Below are 16,076 nucleotides of genomic sequence, written 5' to 3'. Positions count from 1 at the left end.
CGGAGTGCTTGCCAGCAGGTGTTGTTAAATAGTGAATCTGAAATAGCACCAGTTAGACCATGAGCAGTAGCGGTCGCCCACCTTTGCTCTTACACGCCAGCGTCCTGGTTGGGCGCCAACGAAATTGTGATTGAAGCTGGTACCTGGAATGTCGTGGTATACAGCAAAACTACGGAACGATTGTGCTGCCCACTGACCAGCATTAATAGCGCCGAAGGCATCTATTTCAAGGGTATAAGTAGTGCCGGGAATATTAACAGGAGCCCAGCGGAATGTCATTGCCCGCGGATAGTGATTGAACACAGCTCCTTCTGCAGGCTCCAGCAGGCGCGGAACAGCGCCTTTCCACCATGTGAGGGTAGGATCGCCGAGAATGCTCATGCCATAGAACCATTGTCTTTCACCCAGGTCATGATCTGCACCACGTGCTTTCCACCAGTCAGAGAGGGCTTCCCCTATACATTTACCTTTCCCGATAGGCTCGTAGAAATCAGCAAAGAACAGCATAGAACCGGTTTTGGTACTGCCTACTACAGTAAGTCCCATATTGGTCTCTCCACCGGCCTTGTCAAAGATGTACCAGCCGCCCAGGTAGTCACTTTCTGTGAAGCGTGCAGTGCTGCAACAGAAGAGATTGAAGAAATTGGCGTTAGGACAACGTTCATCACGGAAGTAAGAACGGTCTATCCATTCGGTAACGCCGTCAGACGGTACACGGAAAGAGTGAACGTGTGGTGATGAATGAGAGCAGAGCTGTACAAAGGAGCGTGTTTTATTGATCTCCGTTTTGTACAGGTCTGCATCTGTGATGTCCGGGTTCGTGTATTTGGTGATAAAAGCGGAAGGAGTCATCAGGTCCATTTCACAATCATCGAAGCCGGTCCAGTCATCTTCCACATAAGCCAGTGCAGAGCGGGAGTGGCCAAGGGCGCCGATACGGAACAGGTGATTGCGGTCAAAGTAGTTGTTGATCAGGGTTACATCGTTACCATTGGAAGTAGGTGTCCAGATGCGCCCCAGCCAGATCTCCGGTGTTACGTGACCGGTTACAGAATTGTATTTACCGTCAGCATCAGAGTCTGTCCAGGTACCATTGGTATCCATGTAGAACAGGTCACAGGGAAACTCTGAATGTGCACCGTAGAAGTCATCGTCCATTTCAAACCAGGCTACAGGAATAGCACCAACCATGACTACGCCGGCAGGCGCTTTGTCACGTATATAATTGCGGATGAAAGCAGGCTTGCCGCCTCTTACCACATGAATAGTGGCCCAGAAGCCGTCACGTCCAAGGTCCAGTACATACCGGTGTATACGGGATTCTACCTGGGCGTAGATGTCAGCATGTACCATTACCAGCACTTTACCGCGTGGAAAACGGAAAATACTGTAGTTGTTCAGATACTTTTCACCTTCAGGGTATGAAGGACGGGGCTTTTCTTCAATCAATGGAACCAGGTCAAGGAATTTCTTATACAGTGTGAGATACTCAGCGTAGGTTTTTAATTTAATGTTGTCTTTGTCGGTCAGCCGCAGGTTGCGAACACTTTTATACGCCTGACCAAGTTTGTAATTACGGCCTACTGCTTCCAGGTTGAAGATGGTCCTGTCCTGTACCACCTGGGTACGGATATGCTGCAGATCTGTCAGCGATTGCTTTTGACCAGCTTGTGGCTGGCCGTTCAGTTTTTCAGACATTTTGTGGGGTTTTTGAGGTTAATACTGTGAAGCAAAGGTAGGGGGCTGTATAGGCTCGGGAGAAGGTAGGAATTACTTGAAATGATACGTATTTGTACGTAAAAAGGCCTTTTGGTTAATAGGAAGTTAAGGGGAAGCGGGCTACAGGCCTTACTTCCCCTGATAAAATACTTAGAACTGCAATTCTCTCACCCCTATCATCCTGTTAGCCTCGGGGCTCCATATTTTTAATTTAAGACAAGCTATAATAGCTTTAGGCGTCAGAGAGGTAGTCTTAGCCTCCTGCAACTCCGGAATAGCAGCCATTGCCTCCGGAAGACGGTAAAAAGGTATACGTGAATTAAGATGATGAATATGATGATAACCAATATTAGCAGTAACCCATTTCCAGAACGGATTCATAAGCATATAACTGGAAGAAGCCATTGCAGCATTATCATGGCACCAACCCTCCTTATCCCTGAATGTAACACCCGGAAAGTTATGCTGGGCATAGAACAGGTACGCTCCTATAGCACAGGCAATGAAGAATGGCATAACAAGCAGTAACACCAGGCTCAGCCACCCCATATAGATACAGATCAATGCCCCGGCTGAAAAGTGCAGTATCAGAGCCAGCAGCGAATCTATATGCCTGGAAGGACTGCTCAGGAAAGAACGGATGCTCATTCCCACCATGAACATACTGAGATAGCCAAACAGGATAGTAAGCGGATGCCTGGTTATCAGGTATGCCCTCTGTTCTGCCGGAGTAGATTCCAGGAACTTCTGCTGCGTCATGATAGGATAGGAACCTATACTGGCAGTGAACAACTTGGAATTATGCGCATGATGATAGTCGTGCGAGCGTTTCCAGATACTGGCAGGAGCCAGGATGAATACGCCGAAAGCCGTAAAAAGCGCATTGGCAGCTGCCGACCTGTGCAGGATAGTATGATGCTGAAAGTCATGATAAATAACGAACAGACGTACAATGACAAGTCCGCTCATAACACTGCAAAGTATCTGTACAGGCAGGAAAGGAACAAATGCTGTTCCTGCATAAAGCCCCAAAAGGATAGCGATCGTAGAAAGGGTATAATACCAGCTTTTCCATCGGGTTTCGTTAGCAAAAGGTTTTGTCGCAAGAATAAGTTGTTTTCCAGTTAGCATCGGACGTTGAAGGTATAGGATATTAATGTTATAGTACTGTTAATGCGGGCGAAACCTTTGCAGCTACTGGTTCCGGACGCTTATGCTTCCATCTTCTGTGACTCCACAGCCAGTATTCCGGCTGTGCACAGATATCCGCTTCCAGTGCTTTGGTATGCGCGGCAGTGATCTCGCCATCTGCTGTTTTGGAAGGCTCTTCGAAAAGCGTACGGGCAGAGATCTCATAGTAACCGCGTTTTACCCTTTGCACGCATACATACACCACAGGATAATTCATTTTACGGGCAATTTTCTCTGTACCCTGGAATACAGGTGTATCCTGGTTCAGGAAAGTAGTCCAGTAAGCGCTGTTGGGCGCCGGTGTCTGATCAGCTATAAAAGCAGTGGCATCCAGTTCGCTCTTATGCGCCACCATGTCACGGAAAGTATCCTTCATGGCAATAAGGCCCGTACCAAAACGGGTACGCATCCTGTAAATAAGCCCGTTAAAATATTTATTGGAGAGCGGATGATATACCACATACAGGTGATGCCTCCCCTGCAGACTGAAAGTATTACCCGCCCATTCCCAGTTACCATAATGCCCCATTACGATCATAATACTCCTGTTTTCCGCTGCATAACGGTTAAAAAGAGCCAGGGCTTCCGGTTGCAGTTTACAACGTCTGATGGCAGCCTCTCTTGAAATGGTCAGCGTTTTGAATGTTTCCAGCAGCAGGTCGCAGAAGTAGCGGTAAAAGCGGCGGGAAATAGCCCTGATCTCCTTTTCAGATTTCTCAGGGAAGGAGTTGCGCAGGTTTTGTAAGACCACCTTTTTACGATAGCCGGTTACATAATACAGCAACACGAACATGAAATCACAGACACCGTAAAATAACGCGAACGGTAACAGGGAAATCAGGTAGATAAATGGTAGTACCAGGTAATAAGTCAGCATTTGGCGCAATAATACATATTATTAATTTATAACGCAATGTATTTTAGTTGTATATCTGTTAAAATTCTCCGGGAAGGAGTCCTTACTGGTAAAATCAGTGCAGAGCAGCCTCTTGGCTTGCATTCCCCGGTTTTTCTCCGTATTATTATCGCCGTCTCATTTTAAGTCTCTGGCTGGTGGAGCACTTAAAGGGAGACCCTATCAAAAAAATAGTTAGTTATGCTGAGAAAAATTCTATTGGCAGCGGCCGGCTGCCTCCTTATGTGCATTCACACCAGCGCACAGAAAACCACTAATGACCCTGCCAAAGAACAATGGTTCATGGACCTTGGCCTGGGAATGTTCATCCACTGGAGCGTTGACGTCCAGGTAGGCGCCGTGATCAGCCATTCCATGGCAGGCGCCTCAGACGATTACCTGGAAAAGTTTACCACTGAACTGCCCAAAACGTTCAACCCGCACAAGTTCAACCCGGACGACTGGGCCGTGCTGGCCAGGCTGGCAGGAATGAAATATGTGGTGTTCACCACCAAACACCATTCCGGCTTCTGTATGTGGGACACTAAAACCACCCCGTTCAATATCATGAACACGCCCTTTAAGAAAGATGCCACCCGTGCCATCTTTGACGCTTTCCGCAAACAGGGCATCGCTATCGGTATCTACTTTTCTCCTGAAGATTTCTATTACCTCTATAAACAGAAAGTACCCATTGGCAGAATGCAGCTGCCACAGCATTTCCCGGAAAAGAACCCCGGCCTGATGGCGCATGATAAAGCACAGTTAAAAGAACTGCTCTCCAACTACGGTAAGATCGACTTTATATTTTTTGACGGACCGGCAGAAGGACTGAAAGAATACGCCTGGCAACTGCAGCCTGGTATTGTGGTAACAAGAGGGCAGATGAACACACCCGAACAGGAACTGCCTGACAGCGTCATGCCCGGCCCCTGGGAAGCCTGCTTTACAATGGGTACCGACTGGCAGTATAAACCTACCAATGACCCTCAGAAATCAGGTACGGAGATGATCAATATGCTGATAGAGACCCGCGCAAAAGGCGGCAACCTGCTGCTCAATGTAGGCCCTAAACCGGATGGGGAGATACAGATAGAACAGGAAGCATTACTGCGCGAGCTGGCCCTCTGGAACCTGGCAAACGGGGAAGCGGTACAGGCAGTAAGACCCTGGAACATTGTAAGGGAAGGGAATATATGGTTTACAAGAGGAAAGGATACCAGTACGGTATATGCCTTCGTCCCAGGAGGAAAAGACTGGAAATATGGAGAACGGAAAGAAATAGTGCTGCGCACACTGGAAGGAACAGCCAACACCAAAGTATCTATCCTGGGATATGCGAGCCAGTTAGTAGAATATAAAGAGAACTTTGATGCAGGTATCTATTCCCAGTCAACACCCGTCGGATTGCTGATCAGCGCCGTGAACGGTCAGCGGTTCTACACAGACAGGAAATGGCCTAACCCGGTAGTGATAAAGATAGAACATGTGAAGTACAGACCGGTGATAAACACTTATAAACAAAGCACCATTGATGGTGCAAAATAATCTGAAAGCCGTCTCCTTACACAGAGACGGCTTTTTTTTCGGGGATGTATAACTGAATGAAAGGCCCGCTTTTCTATTGGCATTTTTAAAGGCAGTCCTGTTTCACGGATCAGTAGGGATAAAAGACAGATCCTGTTAATTTTTATATGATAGATTACGGCAATATTCAAAGATGAATGTTTTGCCTGGGGTAGTTTTTTATGATACAAACCTAAAGGCAGCAGGAAGTTTTTACAATGTGAAAATTCCTTGGTAGATTACGGGGAATTTCCCGTATGTACCGAACCCCATATAAATGATATTGCATTCCATATTTATTATTCCAATCACTCAAAACAACTACTTATGAAAGGAGCAAATAAGTGTATCAACCGGATGGTGGTCAATGGCAGAACCATCAAGGGAGAAGGAGAAATGACCTGTAATCTTGCAGATGACCGTATGGAAGTGAGAGGCTTTGGGAAGCCGGTAACGGAAGCTGCAGCCAGGAAGATGGTAGACGACTATTATAAAGAAATTAAGTCTGCATTTGACTTCTTTGATATCATAGAAAAGGACGCACGTTACAAGGAATTAAAAAAGAATTCCAAATACAAGGCATTAAAAAATTTTATTAATCCCAATTCACAAACTGTATCCGGGGTATTTGGAAAAGAAATTATTCTGCAGATACTTGCTCAGCGAAACTGTGAAGGTATTCGTTATGTTGTAGGAAAGGATAGTCTGAATAAGCTGAATACTGTAATTCTCTTTGGAGTGGATCAGGTCTCTGATAAACCTACCGCCGGTACCCGGAAAAGACCTACAGTGGCATCTGTACCACTCGGGAAGAATGATCCCTCTGCAAAGGGCAGCAATGAGCCCCTTCATGGCGAAGTGCATGAGCATAGCTATACACTTGCACAATACCTGGAAAACAAGCCACTGAATGACAGATTATCAGATGTGCTTTTTGACTCCTACTAACTGTTATGATAACCACCTACGATATTTTCTATTACCTGATTTATATCATCTGTTTGTTTTGTTCCATCAAAGCCAGGGAAGAGCATATCCCTGGCCTTTTATTCCTCAGGCTCTTACTTTACTGCGGACTGATCACCGAAGGTATAGTAGAGATCATGCAGTATTATGAACTGAAAAGAAGTGAGAACATACCTTATTATTTTTACATCCCCACAGAGTATTTTCTCCTTGTTTTCTTTTACGCAAAGAACACAACCAGGCCATTGCTGAAGAAGATAATGCTTTCTTCCACCGGCATCTATCTTGGCATCTGCAGCTATATCGTAGCCAGGCAGCAGGGCATGGTAGAATATCCGGCCTGGGTGTACAGCAGTAGCTGTGTATTGAACACCATCTGGGTAACGCTGCTTTTCCTGGAAATGCAATATGTGGAAAGCACCGGTATTACAAGATTGCCTGTATTCTGGATCTATACCGGCCTTCTTGTGTTCTATGCATCTGTTTTCTTTTTCAACGGCCCTTACAGCTACCTGCTGAAGGCCAACTCTGGGCTGGCAGATACGCTCAGGACACGGCTGAATATCACCATGAATTACGTGTTATATTTAACATTGACATACGGTTTTATATGTTCACTAAGAATGAAGAGATCATCATAACTGTTATAGTCGGCGTTTTGTTAATCCTTTTCCTTGCTGCTGTTTTTATTGTTTCCATTGTACGATATAAAAGAAGGATGGAAAAAGAGCTGCATGAAAGGACCTTGTTGAGAAGGCAATATGAACAGGAGTTGCTGCAATCCAGACTGGAAACACAGGAATACACATTCCAGCAGATAGGAAAAGAATTGCATGATAACATCGGACAGCTGCTCAGCACCGCCAGAATGCTATTGGGTATAACGGAAAGAAACCTTGCAAACCCGCCGGAAACCTTATGCACCGCCAATGAAACATTAGGCAAGGCTATTGTGGAACTACGCTCGCTTTCCAAATCGCTGGACAAAGAATGGCTGGAACAGTTTAACTTCTACGATAACCTGGCGGCAGAGATCACGAGGATCAACAGTACAGGCAGTATTATCCGGCCGGAAGTTTCTTATACCGAAGACCTGCTGCTGAAACCCGAAGAGCAGATAGTGCTTTTCAGGATAGTGCAGGAAGCCATCCAGAATGCTATCAGGCATGCCGCCATGGATGTTATTATTATCAGGATGGCGCAACAGGGAGAATTACTGTCTATTATGGTCATAGATAACGGAAAAGGATTTACGGCCGAAAGCGTGAATATGGGTATGGGACTGAAGAACATGAACCATCGCGCCGCTATCCTGGGAGGAACGCTCACATGGAACTCAATCCCCGGAGAAGGAACAACAGTACATATTACTTTACCAGTGAAAAAAGGCGTTACATGAAAACAACTGTCGGACTGGTGGACGATCACCAGCTTTTTATCAAATCTCTCAGTATGATGCTGGACAGTTTTGAGGAATATGACGTGATAGTAGAAGCGCTTAACGGAAAAGATTTGCAGCAGAAATTATCTGCGCTGAACGTTGTACCGGAGATCATGCTGATAGATGTTAATATGCCTGTAATGGATGGTGTTGCCACTGCTGCCTGGCTGAGTGAACACTATCCTGCCATGAAGCTGATAGCGCTGTCTATGAATGATAAAGACACCTCGGTGATAAAGATGTTCAAAGCCGGCTGCTGCTCCTACCTGCTGAAAGACGCTCACCCGGCAGAACTGGAAAAGGCGCTGAACCAGGTAAGAGAAAAAGGGTATTATAATTCGGAGACAGGACAGCTGAACTTTGGCCGGTTACTTATGAAAGCAGAAGGGAAACCGGAGATCACCGTCAGTGCCAAGGAACTGCAATTTCTCAAGCTGGCATGCAGTGACCTTACCTATAAGGAAATAGCCGGTATGATGAACCTGGCTGAAAGAACAATAGACGGCTACAGGGAATCCCTGTTCCAGAAGTTTGGCGTGCAGAGCCGTGTTGGACTATGCCTGGAAGCACTACGCAAGGAGTTTGTAACGTTGTAGTACATAACATTAATATAACTTTACAATTGCCTGTTTATACCCAACTTTAAGGCTGGCTTTAAAAGTTCAGATCATGAAGTATACTTTCCTGGTAGCGTTAGGCGCTTTTACTTTCTCTCATATCCATGCACAACAAAAGACCGATGTGCAGGCCCACAGGGGCGGCCGCGGATTAATGCCCGAAAATACCATACCTGCCATGCTGCATGCGGTTGACCTTGGTGCAGGAACACTGGAGCTGGATTGCGTTATCTCGGCAGATAAAAAAGTGCTGGTATCGCACGATGTTTTTATGTCGGCCGATTTTATGCGTAAACCAGATGGAACAGATATCAGCAAAGCAGAAGAAAAGCAATATGCTGTTTATACAATGACATATGACAGTATCCGCAGGTTTGATGCAGGCAGTAAAGTGAATACAAACTTTCCTGACCAGGTGAAGATGAAAACATATAAACCACTGTTGTCTGAACTGATAGACAGTGTAGAAGCCTATGTAAAGAGAAAACACCTGAAACCCGTTTACTACAATATCGAAACAAAATGCTCTCCCGACGGAGACGATAAATACCATCCCAAACCGGATGTATTTGCAGAGATGGTGATGGATGTGATCAGGAAAAAGAAGATCACAAAAAGAACAACTGTTCAATCTTTTGATATAAGAACATTGCAAACCATTCACCGCAAATATCCTGAACAGACGTTGGCGCTGCTGGTATACAAACCCCGCAGCCTGGATGAGGAGCTGACAAAACTGGGCTTTACACCAGTGCTTTTCAGTATCTCGTTATCTTCCAGCATCCACATATTCCGGATGTTGAGAGGATCATATTTTATGACGGTGATATTATTGAGTGTCTGGTCTGTCCATTTTACCGGCACCTGCTCAAAGGTCTTGCCACCGTCGCGGGTATGGTACAGAGCTTCCGGCGTCTGACCGAAGGATATGCCGGTGCCTATAAAGAACTCGCGGGAATTCCGTGGATTAAACTCCAGCGGATCAACAACAACTCCTTTCAGCTGTTCTGACCAGGTAGCACCTTCATCGTCAGAAATGAATAATCCACCGTCAATACCAGTCGCACCATTGCCTCTTGCCAGGAATAACCTGGACGGATTATCGGGCGAGATAGCTGTGTTGTTGATATGCACCGTGTTATAGTCTTCACTGAAATAGATCATTTTCCAGTCCTCTTTGGAAGCATTTTTAGTATAGTACACTTCGGTATAAGGAGTGAAGCCCATTGAGTAGCTACTGTTAACCAGCACTGTCTCTGCTGCTTCATTGTAGATGTTATAGGAGCGTATGGCCGGCATCAGGTAACGGTTAGGCAGTTTGTAATGCCGGTGGATGGTCCTGCTCCACAGATCAAGTATATATATACCATTCTGTTCCGGATCATGATGGGTGTTTATGGCAAAGGACAGGTACCTGCCGCCGGGCAATAGTTTCAGGAGATCAATGGTAGCCCTGCTGTTGGGAAAGGAGTACAGGATATTCCAGGAGGCGCCATTGTTGGATGAAACCATGATGTGGTTGACAAGCGTTCGGGCATACAACCTGTTCGGTATGATACGGTCATACGTGATATCCCATAGTTTGCCGTAATTACCGGCCGATTCAAAGGAAAGTTGTGCGCTGGTTGTCAGAAAGGAGGCCAGCAGTAAGGTTAGCGTAAAAATTCTTTTCATAGTTTCTGATTAATGGTTATCTGATAAAAGAGCCTTGTTTTCCTAAAAAGATGTAACTACTAAACAGGACAAGGTTGATTTTCGGTTGTTTCCCACGTGGAGCGTTTGAGAAGAGGTAAATGTTACTGAGAGAAATTTCAGGATATAGTCATAAAAAAAACAATCCTGGCATTACTGATTTTAGTATATGAAAGAAATATTATATTTGTCTTAAATCGTGTTTAATGACATTCCGCGGAATCGTCCCCTATATCAGCATTGTTTTGTGTTTTGGCTTTATTTATTTGTTGACGATGCTTATCCCTAATCATGTCCTCTATCTTGGGTTCAAAAGTCAGATCCCTGAAGTAGAGCAGAAGATGGTGTACCAGGAGAAGATATTTACTTATGTATTGAGTATCATCCTGTTATTGATGAATGTGGCGGAAATGCTGTCGTCGAGACAGGACAGGTTCTGGGTACGGTTCGGGAAATCGGTCTTCACGGTGGTCCTGTCTTATGCGGCAGGTGCTATTATATTCCTGCTGATGGATACCCGGGAGTGGAACATGTACCTTTACTACCGGGATATTCCTGCCGGATTTTTCATTTGTGTGACGCTGGGAATGCTTATTCTCCTCCTGGGGTTTTTGCAGGCAATGCGTCCTTTCCTGCTGGCAAAACTGAATAACAGGTTTGTGGAAAACTATATTCCCGCCTGGTTAAGATTTGACAGATAGCTTAGTTTGAATACAGCCAGCCGGGGCCAAACTCGTTACTTTCCGGCAATTATAGTTTTAACCTTCTCTTATAGTTGGCCACAGGCCATTCCCTCTCTCAGAACAGCGCTTTGACCTTGGGCCAGAGCGTTGTTCTGAGCAATTTTCCTCACTAAGCATCCTGTAAAAGTGAATATGCAGGATTAGCAGTACCTTTGCCGTTCATTTTTAGTGATATGACTTTTGAGGAATTAAACCTGAGCAGACCTTTACTGAACGCATTAAATGACCTGGGGTATAAAGAGCCTACAGTTATCCAGCAAAAGGTCTTCTCTGTTGTAATGTCCGGCCAGGATGTTTGCGGAATAGCCCAGACGGGTACAGGAAAGACTTTTGCCTACCTGCTTCCCTGCCTCCGGCAATTTAAATTTTCCAAAGAACGCTTCCCTCAGCTGCTGATCATTGTTCCTACAAGAGAGCTGGTAGTACAGGTAGCTGAAGCGATAAAACAGCTTACGCCCTACATGAGCGTAGAGATAGGCGCGTTTTATGGTGGGGTGAACATGAAACCCCAGATGGAGACTGCCAATGGCAAGCTGGATGTAGTAGTAGCTACTCCCGGCCGGCTGGTAGACCTGGTGCTGAGCGGTGCACTGAAGCTGAAAGCTATTAAACGGATAGTGATAGATGAAATGGATGAAATGCTGAACCTGGGTTTCCGGGCGCAGCTGCAAAATATACTTGACCTGCTTCCCGCCAGGAGACAGAACCTCCTGTTCTCAGCCACTATCACGGAAGATGTGGAGAAGCTGATAGAAACACATTTCAATTTCCCTGTAACAGTAGAAGCGGCGCCGGCCGGCACTCCGCTGAAGAATATCAGTCAATCCGGTTATTACGTTCCTAACTTCTATACCAAGGTAAACCTGCTGGAATTATTGCTGGCTAAGGATACTGAGATGACAAAGGTATTGGTGTTCGTTGATACCAAAGAACTTGCTAATCAGCTGTATGAACAGCTGGAAACAAAATATCCTGAGCAGGCAGGGGTGATCCATTCCAACAAGGAACAGAACCATCGTTTTAATACTGTAAAGAGATTCAAAGACGGTACCTATCGTTTTATCATTGCAACAGATATCATTGCCCGCGGACTGGACATCGCCGAAGTAAGTCATGTGATCAGCTTTGACACCCCGGAAACACCGGAAAACTATCTTCATCGTATTGGCCGTACCGGTCGCGCTGATAAAGACGGTCATTCCATTATCTTCATCACGGAGCGGGAGAAAGAGAACCAGGAAAAGATAGAAGCGTTGATGAATTACCAGATCCCTATAAAGGAACTGCCTGAAGACCTGGTGATCTCTGATGTGCTGACGGAAGATGAAAAGCCCCAGGTAAAGATGAAGAACTTCCTGGTCAAATTACCAACCCGGGAAGAAGCGGGACCTGCTTTTCATGAGAAGTTACCGAAGAACAGGAAAGTGAATGTGAAGATATCACATGCGGAGAAGATGATGAAGAAATATGGTAAGCCTAAAACCAGGGGGGCTAAGAAGAAGAAAAGGTAATAGGAGGGTATGTGGTGCAGAAGTGGGGTCACCATGTATTTTCCCCTTTCTGCATCTTATCCATAACTTCCTGGTAATCCGGCTGTTCACTTTCCGGCGCCAGCGTCACCGCTTTTTCCATCCACGTCAACGCATCTTCCTTTTTATTCAGTTTATATAACAGGTTTGCATATGTGCTCATCGTAAAGGAATTCCGTTCCATATCCACTGCCTTTTCCATCCATTTCAATGCCAGGGTGAGCAATGTAGCATCATCTGTACCTTCAAATACCTTTTTAGCCATACTGCTGATCTTGGCAGGAGAGAAGCTGGTACCTCCCTTACTGAGGTAATCGGAAACATTTTCAGCCAAAGCCCTGTAATTCTTTGTCTTTTTAACGTCAGCATCCAGTTCCAGTATAGCCAGGAATTGTTTGCGGTTAGGATCGGGTATAGAGGCGGTATCTGCATCTTTCAATGCCAGTGATGGCAACAGGCGTTTGCTGTATGCTTGCGGAGTGAACGGGGCATGGATCTTTCTCAACGTAGTCAGCGGTACTTTGATCACTTCCCTGTCATACGTAATAAGGCCGTTCTCTTCGATTTCCACATCAAAGGGCTCAGTGTAGATAGACCCTGACTGTCCCTCTGTTTCATATGTTTTCAGCTTTTTCACCATGGAAGCATATTTACCTGACATCTCTGCAGGAGTGATCTTTACATACCCCCATCCGGCGGCAGCATTCCACTGATGACCTTTCACCGGTACACCTACTCCGCCCCATTCGCCCAGCACGCGTGCTTTGCCGGGAAGGGCAGGGGCAATGCCGGGACCGGGATAATCGTGTATGTCAGTCAGATCGCTGTTAGCCCATTTCTCAGCTATATTTTTTGGCCCGTCTTTACCATAGTTTTCTCCCGTATGCCCGTTAACGAGGCGGGTGGTGTCTGTGGCCTGTAACCAGTTGGTAATGCGAAGCTGATCATAGGTATACCATCCTTCATTGAAGATGACCCAGCAGACAATAGAAGGGTGATTACGCAGCTGTTCTACATTGGCGGCGTTTTCTGTTTCGAAAGCAGCTTTAGCTTCCGGCTGCAGGCTGGCGCAGGTCACCATATCCTGCCATACCAGAATGCCCAGCTTATCTGCATGATAATACCAGCGGTCAGGTTCTATTTTGATATGTTTGCGGATAGTGTTAAAGCCCATTCCCTTGATAGCGGCAATGTCAAAGCGCAGGGCTTCATCTGTCGGAGCGGTATAGATGCCTTCAGGCCAGAAGCCCTGGTCAAGTACTCCCAGGTTATAGGTGTATTTGCCGTTCAGGAAGATGCGTTCCTGCCCTTTGCTGTCTTTCTGTATCCCGATCTTGCGCATGCCAAAGTAAGATCCTACCTGGTCTGTGGTAGTGTTGTTTTTCACAAGTTTTACGGAGAGGTCATACAGGAATGGATCTTCAGGGCTCCACAGGCGTGCTTTGGGCAGGGATATCCTGAGCGGCTGATTGGCGCTGCCGTTTATAGAACCAACCTGTACACCGTCCGCACTCGCTTCTGCTATTATGTTGTAATCATCTGCTTCCTGGGAGGTATGTACGGTAAGGGAGAGATATCCTCCATCTACTTCAGGCACTATGTCCAGGGAGGAGATATGTATGGCAGGGACCGTTTCCAACCATACGGTCTGCCAGATACCGGTAGTGGCGGTATAGCGTATACCCTTGGGAGCAAGCACCTGTTTACCATGTGGATTAGGCCCCTGGTCGGTCGGGTCGTAAACACTGAGCAGCAGTTCATTCTGTCCTTCTTTCAGCAGGTCGGTGATATCGAGTAAGAAATGCTGGTAACCGCCGGTGTGATTGCCAGCTTCCATCCCGTTAACGGATATGGTGGTTTGCCAGTCAACAGCGCCGAAGTGGAGTAACACCCTTTCTCCGTCCTTTATAGCGGGTTTTGCAAAGGTGCGCCGGTACCAGAGCCGTTGAGTTGGTAAAACGGCTCTTTTAACGCCGGACAGGGCTGATTCTATGGGGAAAGGCACCAGGATGGAGCCCTCAAACTGTGTGGGTTTGCCGGCTTCCTTTGGAGTAATGGCATACTGCCACAGGCCGTTGAGATTCTGCCAGTTGGAGCGTACCATCTGCGGGCGTGGATATTCAGGCAGCACATTTTCAGGATCCACTTCTTTTGCCCAGCGGGTCTGTATTGGGGCCGGCTGCATCTGCCAGGTTGACTGAGTATAGCCGTTGGTCTGGAGCAGGCAGCAGATAGCGGCGCAGAGGGGTAGGTGTTTCACAAAACGTTTCATTATAAAGAGCAGGAGGTTTTAACTCCGGCAATATAACAGCTGACTATGAAATATGTTTGCAGCAGGTCAAAAAATGGGGTTTCGCCTTTGGCGAAACCCCATTTTTCGCTCAGAAATTCTTTATTTTCTCTCCTATATCAAACACTTTTACCTGCAATGCATCTTCCAGTATGCTACTGGCTGCAGCGCTCCGGTACCCGCCGGCACAATGTACTGCCAGAGGCTTATCAGCAGGAATTTCCACTATTCTTTTCCGTAGTTCAGGCAACGGAATATTTACAGCGTTGCTGAAAATGGGCTTGTTCTTTACCTCTTCACTATTACGTACATCAACGATCGTGTATTCTTCCTGGTGCTTTCTGAAATATGCTTCATCAAACAGCGATTGTGTACGGGTACCTTCAGCATGTATGATACCGCCTTTTATGAATGGCTCGTAACCTATCTTACACGTTCTTTCCATTGCTTCCTGTAGCTTCTCCTTATTCTCTGCCAGCAGGTAAAATGGCTCGTCCGGTTCCAGCAGACTACCCAGCCAGGTCTCAAATTTACCTTCCAGCATGATGTTGAATGAACGGGGCAGGTGTCCTGTCTTGAAGTCTGCTGCTGGACGGGTATCTATTACAATATGGCCCGGAGATGTTAGTCCGCCGGGAATTACCTGCACCAGTCTTAATCCTTCCACTATACTGGGAGCGCCCCGCCTGTTTACCTCTACATCGTAGGGAAAATATTGGGGGATGAAGGGTTGGTCTGTCAGCAGTGCCTCTGTAAAAGCGTTGACATCCATAGGTTGTAAAGACCAGTTCGTTTTCTTTTCTTCTCCTATGGTAGCGTGCCCTGCTTCACTGAGCGCTTTGCCACACAGTGTTCCTGCTCCATGTGCAGGGTAGATGATCACATCGTCGTTTAACAGCATAAGTTTATTGCGGAGGGAATGATACATCATCCCGGCCAGTTCCAGCCTTTCTGCTTTGTGATTACCGGCGTTCTCCCGGAGGTCCGGCCGGCCGCAATCTCCGATAAAAAGGGTATCTCCGGTAAATACGGCTTTATCTTTTCCCTGGTAGGAGGCAACAATGGAGATGCTGTCAGGCGAATGTCCCGGTGTATTCAATGCGCGTAAGGAGATATCTCCGTTTTGTATTACAGCGCCTTCATCAAAGGGTATATGCTGGTAAGAGGCTCCTGTCATTGCTGAACAGTAAATGGCGGCGCCTGTTTGTTGCTGCAGTTCCTGGTGGCCGCTCACAAAATCAGCATGCGGATGTGTTTCTATCACGGCAATGATCTTTGCGTTGTGGGCGCCCGCATATGCGAGATAAGGTTGTATGTTCCTTGACGGATCAATGAGAATGATCTCTGCCAGGGCTTCATTCAGTATGGCGTAAGAATAATGGGAGAGCGGTTTATCTTCAAACTGTTTAATATTCATAATACCTGTT

The 16,076-nt window shown here is 46.3% G+C and carries 13 protein-coding genes; 8 read left to right on the top strand and 5 right to left on the bottom strand.

Annotated features, from left to right (window positions below; translation table 11 throughout):
- Nucleotides 1–24: 24 nt before the first annotated feature.
- The 3 genes from GO493_RS14070 to GO493_RS14060 all read right to left on the bottom strand — a co-directional run bounded on the left by GO493_RS14070 (nt 25) and on the right by GO493_RS14060 (nt 3,787).
- Nucleotides 25–1,698, bottom strand: coding sequence for a C25 family cysteine peptidase (locus tag GO493_RS14070; RefSeq protein WP_157306839.1), 1,674 nt, complete (start codon nt 1,696–1,698; stop codon nt 25–27).
- 171 nt (nt 1,699–1,869) lie between these two features.
- Nucleotides 1,870–2,850: a fatty acid desaturase family protein gene (locus tag GO493_RS14065; RefSeq protein WP_157306838.1), complete on the bottom strand. Its 981-nt coding sequence runs from the start codon at nt 2,848–2,850 to the stop codon at nt 1,870–1,872.
- Between the two features lie 28 nt (nt 2,851–2,878).
- Nucleotides 2,879–3,787 carry a lysophospholipid acyltransferase family protein gene (locus GO493_RS14060; protein WP_157306837.1) on the bottom strand — a complete coding sequence of 303 codons (909 nt, stop codon included), beginning with the start codon at nt 3,785–3,787 and terminating at the stop codon, nt 2,879–2,881.
- A 219-nt stretch (nt 3,788–4,006) separates the two neighbouring features.
- On the opposite strand from GO493_RS14060, the gene GO493_RS14055 reads away from it, so the two are divergent.
- The 8 genes from GO493_RS14055 (at nt 4,007) to GO493_RS14020 (ending at nt 12,341) form a co-directional block, all read left to right on the top strand.
- Nucleotides 4,007–5,353 carry an alpha-L-fucosidase gene (locus tag GO493_RS14055; protein WP_157306836.1) on the top strand — a complete coding sequence of 449 codons (1,347 nt, stop codon included), beginning with the start codon at nt 4,007–4,009 and terminating at the stop codon, nt 5,351–5,353.
- A gap of 345 nt (nt 5,354–5,698) precedes the next feature.
- Nucleotides 5,699–6,319, top strand: a complete 621-nt coding sequence (locus tag GO493_RS14050; protein WP_157306835.1) for a hypothetical protein — start codon at nt 5,699–5,701, stop codon at nt 6,317–6,319.
- A gap of 5 nt (nt 6,320–6,324) precedes the next feature.
- Nucleotides 6,325–6,978, top strand: coding sequence for a hypothetical protein (locus tag GO493_RS14045; RefSeq protein ID WP_157306834.1), 654 nt, complete (start codon nt 6,325–6,327; stop codon nt 6,976–6,978).
- Nucleotides 6,948–7,736: a sensor histidine kinase gene (locus GO493_RS14040; protein ID WP_157306833.1), complete on the top strand. Its 789-nt coding sequence runs from the start codon at nt 6,948–6,950 to the stop codon at nt 7,734–7,736. Before GO493_RS14045 ends, GO493_RS14040 begins: the two co-directional genes overlap by 31 nt.
- Nucleotides 7,733–8,374 (top strand): response regulator transcription factor, encoded by a 642-nt coding sequence (locus GO493_RS14035; protein ID WP_157306832.1) that lies wholly within the window; start codon nt 7,733–7,735, stop codon nt 8,372–8,374. The genes GO493_RS14040 and GO493_RS14035 overlap by 4 nt, the downstream gene beginning before the upstream one ends.
- A gap of 73 nt (nt 8,375–8,447) precedes the next feature.
- Nucleotides 8,448–9,314, top strand: coding sequence for a glycerophosphodiester phosphodiesterase family protein (locus GO493_RS14030; RefSeq protein WP_157306831.1), 867 nt, complete (start codon nt 8,448–8,450; stop codon nt 9,312–9,314).
- A 1,048-nt stretch (nt 9,315–10,362) separates the two neighbouring features.
- Complete coding sequence (locus GO493_RS14025) at nt 10,363–10,788, top strand: hypothetical protein (protein WP_157306830.1); 426 nt, start codon at nt 10,363–10,365, stop codon at nt 10,786–10,788.
- A 215-nt stretch (nt 10,789–11,003) separates the two neighbouring features.
- Nucleotides 11,004–12,341, top strand: coding sequence for a DEAD/DEAH box helicase (locus GO493_RS14020; protein WP_157306828.1), 1,338 nt, complete (start codon nt 11,004–11,006; stop codon nt 12,339–12,341).
- 28 nt (nt 12,342–12,369) lie between these two features.
- Here the strand turns inward: GO493_RS14020 and GO493_RS14015 are convergent, their stop codons facing one another.
- Nucleotides 12,370–14,619, bottom strand: a complete 2,250-nt coding sequence (locus tag GO493_RS14015; RefSeq protein WP_317165427.1) for a glycoside hydrolase family 2 protein — start codon at nt 14,617–14,619, stop codon at nt 12,370–12,372.
- A gap of 121 nt (nt 14,620–14,740) precedes the next feature.
- Nucleotides 14,741–16,066 (bottom strand): MBL fold metallo-hydrolase, encoded by a 1,326-nt coding sequence (locus GO493_RS14010; protein WP_157306826.1) that lies wholly within the window; start codon nt 16,064–16,066, stop codon nt 14,741–14,743.
- Nucleotides 16,067–16,076: the final 10 nt, after the last annotated feature.

This window comes from Chitinophaga tropicalis (assembly GCF_009758205.1).
Lineage (GTDB): Bacteria > Bacteroidota > Bacteroidia > Chitinophagales > Chitinophagaceae > Chitinophaga > Chitinophaga tropicalis.
This window is presented reverse-complemented; position numbering and strand designations above follow the sequence as displayed.

What these genes read in the sequence shown, in the direction of transcription:
- GO493_RS14070 (WP_157306839.1), bottom strand. Translation starts at nt 1,698, where the DNA reads ATGTCTGAAAAACTGAACGGCCAGCCACAAGCTGGTCAAAAGCAATCG.
- GO493_RS14065 (WP_157306838.1), bottom strand. Translation starts at nt 2,850, where the DNA reads ATGCTAACTGGAAAACAACTTATTCTTGCGACAAAACCTTTTGCTAAC.
- GO493_RS14060 (WP_157306837.1), bottom strand. Translation starts at nt 3,787, where the DNA reads ATGCTGACTTATTACCTGGTACTACCATTTATCTACCTGATTTCCCTG.
- GO493_RS14055 (WP_157306836.1), top strand. Translation starts at nt 4,007, where the DNA reads ATGCTGAGAAAAATTCTATTGGCAGCGGCCGGCTGCCTCCTTATGTGC.
- GO493_RS14050 (WP_157306835.1), top strand. Translation starts at nt 5,699, where the DNA reads ATGAAAGGAGCAAATAAGTGTATCAACCGGATGGTGGTCAATGGCAGA.
- GO493_RS14045 (WP_157306834.1), top strand. Translation starts at nt 6,325, where the DNA reads ATGATAACCACCTACGATATTTTCTATTACCTGATTTATATCATCTGT.
- GO493_RS14040 (WP_157306833.1), top strand. Translation starts at nt 6,948, where the DNA reads ATGTTCACTAAGAATGAAGAGATCATCATAACTGTTATAGTCGGCGTT.
- GO493_RS14035 (WP_157306832.1), top strand. Translation starts at nt 7,733, where the DNA reads ATGAAAACAACTGTCGGACTGGTGGACGATCACCAGCTTTTTATCAAA.
- GO493_RS14030 (WP_157306831.1), top strand. Translation starts at nt 8,448, where the DNA reads ATGAAGTATACTTTCCTGGTAGCGTTAGGCGCTTTTACTTTCTCTCAT.
- GO493_RS14025 (WP_157306830.1), top strand. Translation starts at nt 10,363, where the DNA reads ATGCTTATCCCTAATCATGTCCTCTATCTTGGGTTCAAAAGTCAGATC.
- GO493_RS14020 (WP_157306828.1), top strand. Translation starts at nt 11,004, where the DNA reads ATGACTTTTGAGGAATTAAACCTGAGCAGACCTTTACTGAACGCATTA.
- GO493_RS14010 (WP_157306826.1), bottom strand. Translation starts at nt 16,066, where the DNA reads ATGAATATTAAACAGTTTGAAGATAAACCGCTCTCCCATTATTCTTAC.